Source organism: Luteitalea sp. (assembly GCF_044337415.1).
Classification (GTDB): domain Bacteria; phylum Acidobacteriota; class Vicinamibacteria; order Vicinamibacterales; family Vicinamibacteraceae; genus Luteitalea.
On the sequence record NZ_JBIINP010000183.1, the window covers coordinates 1 to 7,700 of the forward strand.

At 67.4% G+C, this 7,700-nt stretch carries 9 protein-coding genes; 7 read left to right on the forward strand and 2 right to left on the reverse strand.

What is annotated here, in order from left to right:
* Positions 1-282: hypothetical protein (locus ACIRDX_RS18340; protein WP_396626884.1), on the reverse strand; the 282-nt coding region annotated here is incomplete at its 3' end.
* Here ACIRDX_RS18340 and ACIRDX_RS18345 point away from each other — a divergent pair.
* On the forward strand, positions 266-754 hold the full coding sequence (locus tag ACIRDX_RS18345; RefSeq protein WP_396626885.1) for a hypothetical protein: 489 nt from the start codon (positions 266-268) through the stop codon (positions 752-754). The two genes, ACIRDX_RS18340 and ACIRDX_RS18345, sit on opposite strands and share 17 nt — an antisense overlap.
* 39 nt (positions 755-793) lie before the next feature.
* Positions 794-1,474 carry an ankyrin repeat domain-containing protein gene (locus tag ACIRDX_RS18350; RefSeq protein WP_396626886.1) on the forward strand — a complete coding sequence of 227 codons (681 nt, stop codon included), beginning with the start codon at positions 794-796 and terminating at the stop codon, positions 1,472-1,474.
* A 116-nt stretch (positions 1,475-1,590) separates the two neighbouring features.
* Here ACIRDX_RS18350 and ACIRDX_RS18355 read toward each other — a convergent pair whose 3' ends face one another.
* Positions 1,591-2,253: a PAS domain-containing protein gene (locus tag ACIRDX_RS18355; protein ID WP_396626887.1), complete on the reverse strand. Its 663-nt coding sequence runs from the start codon at positions 2,251-2,253 to the stop codon at positions 1,591-1,593.
* A gap of 207 nt (positions 2,254-2,460) precedes the next feature.
* Here ACIRDX_RS18355 and ACIRDX_RS18360 point away from each other — a divergent pair, with 207 nt between their 5' ends.
* From ACIRDX_RS18360 to ACIRDX_RS18380, 5 genes are all read left to right on the forward strand, one after another.
* Positions 2,461-3,888 (forward strand): pyridoxal phosphate-dependent decarboxylase family protein, encoded by a 1,428-nt coding sequence (locus tag ACIRDX_RS18360; RefSeq protein WP_396626888.1) that lies wholly within the window; start codon positions 2,461-2,463, stop codon positions 3,886-3,888.
* Between the two features lie 81 nt (positions 3,889-3,969).
* Entirely contained in the window at positions 3,970-4,329 is a 360-nt protein-coding gene (locus ACIRDX_RS18365; protein WP_396626889.1) for a hypothetical protein, read from the forward strand.
* Between the two features lie 131 nt (positions 4,330-4,460).
* Positions 4,461-5,117, forward strand: coding sequence for an NAD(P)-dependent oxidoreductase (locus tag ACIRDX_RS18370; RefSeq protein WP_396626890.1), 657 nt, complete (start codon positions 4,461-4,463; stop codon positions 5,115-5,117).
* Positions 5,118-5,246: 129 nt separating this feature from the next.
* Positions 5,247-6,068, forward strand: coding sequence for a hypothetical protein (locus ACIRDX_RS18375; protein ID WP_396626891.1), 822 nt, complete (start codon positions 5,247-5,249; stop codon positions 6,066-6,068).
* Between the two features lie 25 nt (positions 6,069-6,093).
* Positions 6,094-7,482, forward strand: coding sequence for a serine hydrolase domain-containing protein (locus ACIRDX_RS18380; RefSeq protein ID WP_396626892.1), 1,389 nt, complete (start codon positions 6,094-6,096; stop codon positions 7,480-7,482).
* Positions 7,483-7,700 lie beyond the last annotated feature (218 nt).

A 7,700-nucleotide genomic window follows, 5' to 3' on the forward strand; every position in this document is an offset into this window, starting at 1 on the left:
AGCGATTGCGTCGGCACTGCTGTTGGAGTATTCCGAGCTGTCGACCATGGAGCGCTGGTAAGCCTGTTCGGGCCCCAGCCATCGCGGCCGGCGGCTGGCGGCGTTGAGAGCGTCAGGACCCTCCTCTTCGAGGTCTATGGCCTCGCCGAAGGCAAAGTCGCCAAACGCCGACAGCAGAATGAGGCCTGACCATGCGCTCAACCCGACCTGCGACGGCAGGCAGCGCACGCCGAGGTGCAGCGCCGGCCCCCTCCCGGAGACGACCGTGAGAACACCGACCATCGCCAACCTCTCGCTCATCCCGGCCGTGGTATCCGCGCTGCTCCAGGCCGGCGCCCAACTCTTCGCCGTCGTCGTCATCGTCGGTACGGTGACCGCGGCGCCGCCACGGTCGCTGGCGATGTACGCTGGCGAGTACGGGTACAACAGTGGTCCGTTCTGGGACATGATGCCGGCGGTGACGTTCTGCCTGCTGCTCCTCGCGCTCGCGGGTAACTGGCGGACGGCAAGGCGTCGACTGCTCCTGGTCGCGGTGGCGCTGTTCATCGCCGCCGGCCTCTTCAGCGCGTTCGTGATGGGCCCGGCCCAGGCGGCGGTCGTCGGGGTCGGCTACAGGGACACGGTGGACGAGGCACTGCGCATGCAGGCCACGCGCTGGCACTTGCTTGATTGGGCGGCCTGGGCGCTGGCGCTCAGCACCGGCGTAGTCCTCGCGGTGTCGCTCGCAGTGCCCGCTGCCCGAGCCGTACACTAACCGTGGCGTCTTGCCGACCACCGCGCTGACCGGAGAACCATGTCCAAGACCCTCGACCGGATTGCTGACGGACGCACTGACCTGGTCTTCGACGTGCTCGCCGCAGGGAGCGCGGCCACGTCGGTCACCACCGACGGTACTCCGCTGATCACGTGGTGCGCCTACTACGGGGATGTCAGCGCGCTGCGGTTCCTGCTCGCCAACGGTGAGTCACTGGCATCGCTGGGCGACAATCTCGACCTCAATGGTGCGGCGTTCCACGGGCACTGGCGCCTGTGCGAGTTCCTGATCGAGCAGGGCGCCGACGTCAACACACCCCTGCCCGACACGGGAGAGACGCCCCTCCACGCGGCGCTGTGCACGCCCAACCGGCTTGCGCATGACGTCGTGGTGCGCGTGCTGCTCGGTCATGGCGCCGATCCGAATCGCGTGACCACGCCTGGAGTGGAGACCGGGGGCTTCATGCGGGACTGTCGAACCAGGGCGGAAACGCCCCTGCATCGGGCGGCCGCGTTCGGCACCGAGGAGACCATTCAGATGCTCCTCGATGCCGGAGCCGATCCCTCCGCCAAGGACATGCACGGCGACTCACCGCTTGGCTGGGGGAGCTGGTATGCCCGCCCCGATGCCGTCCTGCGTCTGCTCTGCTACGGGGAGTTCCGCATTCGTCCACACCGCCGAACGATGGCTGCGGCCCTCCTCGGCGAGCCGCACACCTAGCCGGTGGATATCCAGGAGTTCGCCATGCCTCGAATGCGTCAAGCACCGCGGGCAGTGGAGAGGCGGTGGGGCGCCAACGAGGGCGCGTGATGGCTGCCGCGATGCGCCGACGATCCCTACCCTCGCCGTCCGATGAGTTGCTCGAGGTTCGTGTAGCAGGTCGGGCAGATCCCGTGGCTGAACATCGCGTCGGAGTGCGACGAGATGTACGTCTCCAACTGCTGCCAGCTCTCGTCGTCATCCCTGATCTTCTTGCAGTAGCTGCAGATCGGAATGATGCCCCGCAACTGCCTGAGCTGGTCCTCGAGGCTGAGGCGCAGCTCTTCCTGTGCCTTCGCGAGTCGCTCGGCCGTCTGTCGTCGCTCCGTGATGTCGGTCACGAACACGGTCAGGCCGCTGATGTGTGCGGCGTCGTCGTACAGCGGTGAGTAACGGTTCTCCCAGAATGTGCGCTGCAGATCGACGTCGCCGTACTCCTCTTCCTTGAGGAGGTTCTCGCCCGACAGCGCGGCGTCGAAGTTCGCCTTCGCCTTCTGCCTGTCGGCGTCGTCACGGATGACGTCCAGGATGCAGGTGCCGATCTCGATGGTGGCGCCCCAGATGGCCTCCATCGTCCTGGCGTGCGCGTGGGCGAAGGACGTGTAGCGGTACGCACGGTCGAGCGAGAAGAAGATCACCCCGTGCGGGCTCTCGAGAATGTTCTGGAGGAGCAGCAGCCGCTGCTTGTTGCGCTCGAGTGCCTCGAGTGCTTCCTCGTACGAAAGCTGTTGCGGACTCATGCGACGCCTCACATCGGGCAACACCGGGCCCAGTCTGCCAACGGTGCGTGACGATCCGGATGGCCGCATCGTGGCACGGCGCCGTCGCCCAGGCAAGGTACGCCCGATGCCGTGCTTACGCCTCGCTGTGGGACCAGCGCGGCACACGAATGCTCGCGGTGGGGCATGATGTGGGGCGGGCACCGGTGTCGCCGGTGCGATCAAGACATGCCTAGTTCACCGTCCGGTGGTCCGCTCCTCTTCACGCCAGAGCAGCACACGCGCGCCCTCACGCTTGTTGGTGAGTTCAGCCAGCAGTATCTGGCCACCGTCGCGGACCGTCCCGTGTACCCACCGGTGGACCGCGCGGCACTGCGCGCGATCGCGCACGAGCCCCTGCCACGCTCGGGGATGCCGCTGGAGACGCTGTTCGCCGAGCTCGAGGCGGTGGTCGTGCCCAACTCCACCCACTCGGCGCACCCGCGTTTCCTGCCGTACGTGCAGCCGTCTCCCAACGCGCTGTCGCCGTACGCCGATCACGTGGCGGCCGTGCTCAACCAGAACTGCAACCTGTGGCACTTGTCGCCGGCGGCCAACGCCGTGGAGCAGGCGCTCCTGCGGTGGTTCGCCGACCTGTTCCGCCTTCCCGGGTCGGCCGGCGGCATCGTGACCAGCGGCGGCTCGATGGCCAATCTCGTGGCGTTGACGGCGGCGCGCGATCACGCCCTAGGCAGTGCGGCCCGGGCGGAGGGACTCCAGGGCGGCGGTGCGCCGCTGGTGCTGTACACCTCGGAGGAGGCGCACAGCAGCATCGACAAGGCCGTGTCCATCCTCGGCCTCGGGACCAACAACCTCCGGAAGCTGCCCACGGACGAACGATTCCGACTGAGACTGGATGCGCTTGCGGCGGCCGTGGTGGCGGACCGCGCGGCTGGGCGCCGTCCATTCTGCGTCGTGGCCAGCGCCGGCACGGTGACCACGGGCGCGATCGACCCGCTGGCGGAGTTGTCGGGATTCTGTCGCGAGCAGGGGCTGTGGCTGCACGTGGATGGCGCTTACGGCGCGCTGGCCGCGCTGAGCGAGCGATTCAGCGAGTCGATGGCTGGCGTCGGTCTTGCCGATTCCGTGTCACTCGACCCTCACAAGTTCCTCTTCTGCGCGTTCGAGGCCGGTTGCGTCCTGGTGCGCGACCGCCAGCATCTGGTCAACGCCTTCAGCGCGCAGCCGAGTTACCTGACGATGTCGGAGGACCCGGACTTCGTGGACTTCGCCAACCAGGGGCCGCAGTTGAGCCGTGCCTTCAAGGCGTTGAAGGTGTGGTGGAGCCTGAAGCACTTTGGCGCCGATGCCTTTGCGGCCACCATCGAACGGATGCACGATCTGGCCCTGCACATGGGCACCGAGATCGAGCGACGCCCTGCCTTCGAGTTGCTCGCGCCCGTCGTGTTCAACTGCGTCTGCTTCCGCGTCAGGGGACTGGACGACGCCGGAAATCGACGAGTGCTGACGTCACTGGTCGACGGGGGTGACGCATTCCTTGGCCCGGCTCTCGTGAAGGGTCGTAGCGGCCTGCGCGCCTGCTTCATGAACCTCCGCACGGAACGAGCGGATGTGGACTTCATCCTCGATCGCCTTCAGGAGTTGGCGGGGGAGTGACCGGTCGTGATGCGTGGCGTGTCCGCAGCAGTGGCACGCGTCAGGAATCCACTCGAGCGTTCGAGTGTCCGAGGAGGTACCGTGCCTGATTTCGCTGCAGTCTTCGCCGACCTTCGCAAGGTCATGGCTCCGTACGGCGCCAGGCTCGCCGTGACGCGTGACGACGAGACCGAGTTCTACGTCGACACACGGCACATCCAGAAGAACAAGAAGCCCTTGTTCTTCGGCGCGGTCCAACTGAAGAAGTCCTACGTCAGCTTCCACCTGATGCCGGTCTACCTGAAGCCCGAGCTGCTGTCGTCGGCCTCTCCGGAACTCAAGGCCCGCATGCAGGGCAAGTCGTGTTTCAACTTCGCCGTGTCGGACGCCCGGCTGTTCAAGGAGTTGGCGGCGCTCACCAAGGTCGGCTACGCGAGCTACGAGGAGCAAGGGTTCGTCTAGACGGCACGGCCGTCGCGGCCTCCGCCTCACCGGCGCAACACGGACAGCGTCCCCGACGCGCGCAGGGAGTTCGCTGAGCCATTGGGGCACGTTACTGGAAGGGGAGAGAGGCCGCACACGGAGAGTCGAGGATGCATCTGTTGTTGCTCGGCGCGTCTGGAGGGTGCGGACGCTGGGTTGCGCGCCTGGCGACGCAGCGGGGTCACCAACTCACGGTGATCGCCCGCGGTTCCAGCGGGCTCGAGCCCGGGATCGCGCAGACCACCATCGTCGGTGACGTCCGGGATCCTGCGGTGCTGGACCAGGCCATCGGCACCGGAGTCGAGGCCGTCGTGTCCTGTCTCGGCATTCGCCGGCGCAATCCCCGCAATCCGTGGTCCGCCATCGACGGCGACCACACGCTGGTGGGACCGGTGGCCGCCGCCCTGGCTGCGAGGGTGCCAGGCTCGGCGGTGCGCCGCGTGGTGGCCATCAGTTCGGCTGGCGTGGCCGACAGCGCGGCGCAGACCGCCCCGATCATGCGCTGGGTGTTCGCCCACAGCAGCATCCGCATCGCCTTCGAGGACCTGGCGACGATGGAACGCGTGTTCGCGGGGAGCACGCTGGATTGGCTGGCCGTGCGTCCCACGCGCCTTATCGACGGGCCGCCGACCGGCCGCGCGCGGACCTGCACACACTTTCGCGTCGGGTCGACGATTGCACGGGCCGACGTCGCCCAGTGGCTGCTGGACGCGGTCGAACGTGACGGACCGGTGGGCGCGCGGACACCGATGATCACGACGACCTAGTCTGTCGAGACGCGGCACGGATCTGCGAAGACTGCCGTCCTGGTGGCATAGTGACGCATCCGCCGATGTTCGTCTGCGATTGGTGCCATGGAAGGCGTTGACCCGCGCCCGTCGCGGTGAGAGGGCTGCATGAGGCAGCAGTACACGCTGGAGATCGCCTTTCTCGTGCTGGTGATCGTGTTGAGCCTGGTCGGATTCTCCAGCCTGTACACGGGCGGAGAGGCCGGCCCCGATGCGTACCAGTCCCTGCACATCGTCACCAGCCTGGCGTGGTTGTTCCTGTTGCTTGGGCAACTGATGCTGCTCAGGCAGCGCAGTGGCGCCCGCCATCGGGCCGTCGGGCAGTCGATCTTCGCCGTCGGACCGATCCTGATAGGCAGCGTGTCGTTGCTGACGGTGCACTCGGCCGCGAGTGACGCCGTGGTCGGCCGGGCGGACACGCTCGTGGTACAGAACGTCGCCTTCACGCTGGAAGTGGCGCTGCTCGTGTTCCTCGCCTTCCTCCTGCGGAAGCAGCGCAAGGTCCACGGGGCGCTGCTCATGAGCACGGCGCTGATGTTCATGGTGATCGCGTTGTTCTTCACCCTCGTCAGCTACGTTCCGGGGTACCGGGCGGACGGGGCAGGGGCGCCACCCCGATTCGCCGAAGCGGGGCAGATGAGCGCGCTGGTGGGCTCGGTGGTCGGCCTGCTGTTCTTCCTGAGGGACTGGCGCACGGGTTGGCCGTGGCTCCTGACCAGCGTGTTCTTCCTGCTGGACGGCTATGTCCAGATGCTGGTCGCGCAAGCGGACCGCACCACCGCCCTCACCGCACTCGTCGCCTCCATCGGTCGAGCGCCCGGCTTCGTGCTTGGGCTCACGATCTGTGCGGCGTCGTTGTGGGCGGCATGGCGACTCAGTCCAGCCCGGCGGTCGAGTCGCGACGTGAACGCCGGGACCACCACCGTCTGAGTGTGTGGGGACGACGATGAGCCACATGGGCGGTCTCGGTGCGTGCCTGTGCATCCTGCTGACTGCCGGCCTCGGCGCGTGCGCGCGCCAACAGGTGGACCGAGCGCGTGCGTCCGAATCGCTGCTCGCGTCACGTGTCGACGGCCTTGTCGCGCCGCTCGTCGCGGCCCATGAGTTCAGTGGGGCCATCGTCCTCATGCGAGGCGGGGAGACCGTGTATCGGCGTGGCTTCGGCATGGCCAATCACGAGGCCGGTGTCGCGTTCACACCCGACACGCCGTCCGACGGCGGATCCCTTGCCAAGACCTTCACGGCCGCCGGCGTCTGGTGGCTCGCTTCGGAAGGCCGACTGGACCTCGATGCGCCGGTCGTCCGCTATGTCCCTGAATACCCGCATGCGCGGACGACCGTCAGGCATCTCCTCGCCCACAGCAATGGCTTGCCGGCCTACTACGGCTTCTTCGATCCCCTTTTCGCCCGGGACGAGGTGCGCACGACGGTGGGCCTGCTGCGCGTGGTCGCCAGGCATGCGCCCGAGCCCGCCTTCGAGCCCGGAACCATGTTCGAGTACTCGAACCTCGGCTTCGACGCCGCAGCGCTGGTGATCGAGCGCGTGTCCGGACAGAGCTACGACGCGTTCGTGAAGGCCCGCTTCCTCGAGCGGCTCGGCATGCGTGCCACCTTCGGCAGGCCGGGGCGGTTCGCCGACTGGCCCGGTGTGCGCACGCGGGGGTACCGGTGGACTGCCGGCTCGTGGGCCGACAACGACGTCATCGACATGGAGGCCTTCCTCGGCGCGTCCAATCTCTACTTCTCTTCGGTGGACCTTGCCAGATGGGGCGACGCGAACGCGGCGGGAACGGCACTGCCAGCCGCCGTGGTCGAGGCCGGCCGCACGCACATCGACATCCGCGGTGGGCACTCCGGCATCACGGGGTTGAGCTGGTACTGCGATGCTGCAGGCGTGCGGTGCTACTACACCGGCGACAACAACGCGTTCTACAGCTTCGTGTACTGGGACCGAGTGAACCGGGTGTCGGTCGCATTCGTGAGCAACAGCAGCATCCCGTGGTGGAAGCGCATCGGGCTCCAGCGTGGGCTTGTGGCGGCGTTCGAGTCCAGCCCCGGCCCGATCGACGACTCGACCCGGTTCGCTCGGCTCGAGTCGAAGACTCACCCCGCGCTCGCCGGAACCTACGACGTGCCGACGCTCGGGGCGGTCACCATCACCGCCGACCCCGAGGGGCTGGGCTTTCGAGTCGGGGCGTCGCTGCGCTTCGCGCTGTTCCCCGTGAGCGAGGAGGTGTTCTACGTACCTGGCCTCGACTACTTCGTGGCGTTCAGCGGCGGCCACCCACCAGCGACGCTCCACGTCAGGTCCATGCAGCTTGACGTCGCCGGGCGACGACGGTGATCGTAGGCCCAGAAGACTGAGCTGTCCTTTGGGGACGTGGATTGAGCGAGGTCACCATCGAGGGGGCGATGAGTCTACAGGCACAAATCGGGGTCAGGCGGCTCGGTCCGGCCGATGTGGCTCTCGCACGCGAGACGTTCCGGCTGATGGCCGAGGTCTTTGCCGAAGGCGACGGCGAGCTCACCGCGGCGTATGTCGCGTCGCTGCTTGAACGCGCC

Bases quoted from the DNA above. Each gene is read 5' to 3' on its own strand.
- ACIRDX_RS18355 (WP_396626887.1), bottom strand. From the start codon at position 2,253: ATGAGTCCGCAACAGCTTTCGTACGAGGAAGCACTCGAGGCACTCGAG.
- ACIRDX_RS18370 (WP_396626890.1), top strand. From the start codon at position 4,461: ATGCATCTGTTGTTGCTCGGCGCGTCTGGAGGGTGCGGACGCTGGGTT.
- ACIRDX_RS18360 (WP_396626888.1), top strand. From the start codon at position 2,461: ATGCCTAGTTCACCGTCCGGTGGTCCGCTCCTCTTCACGCCAGAGCAG.
- ACIRDX_RS18375 (WP_396626891.1), top strand. From the start codon at position 5,247: ATGAGGCAGCAGTACACGCTGGAGATCGCCTTTCTCGTGCTGGTGATC.
- ACIRDX_RS18350 (WP_396626886.1), top strand. From the start codon at position 794: ATGTCCAAGACCCTCGACCGGATTGCTGACGGACGCACTGACCTGGTC.
- ACIRDX_RS18380 (WP_396626892.1), top strand. From the start codon at position 6,094: ATGGGCGGTCTCGGTGCGTGCCTGTGCATCCTGCTGACTGCCGGCCTC.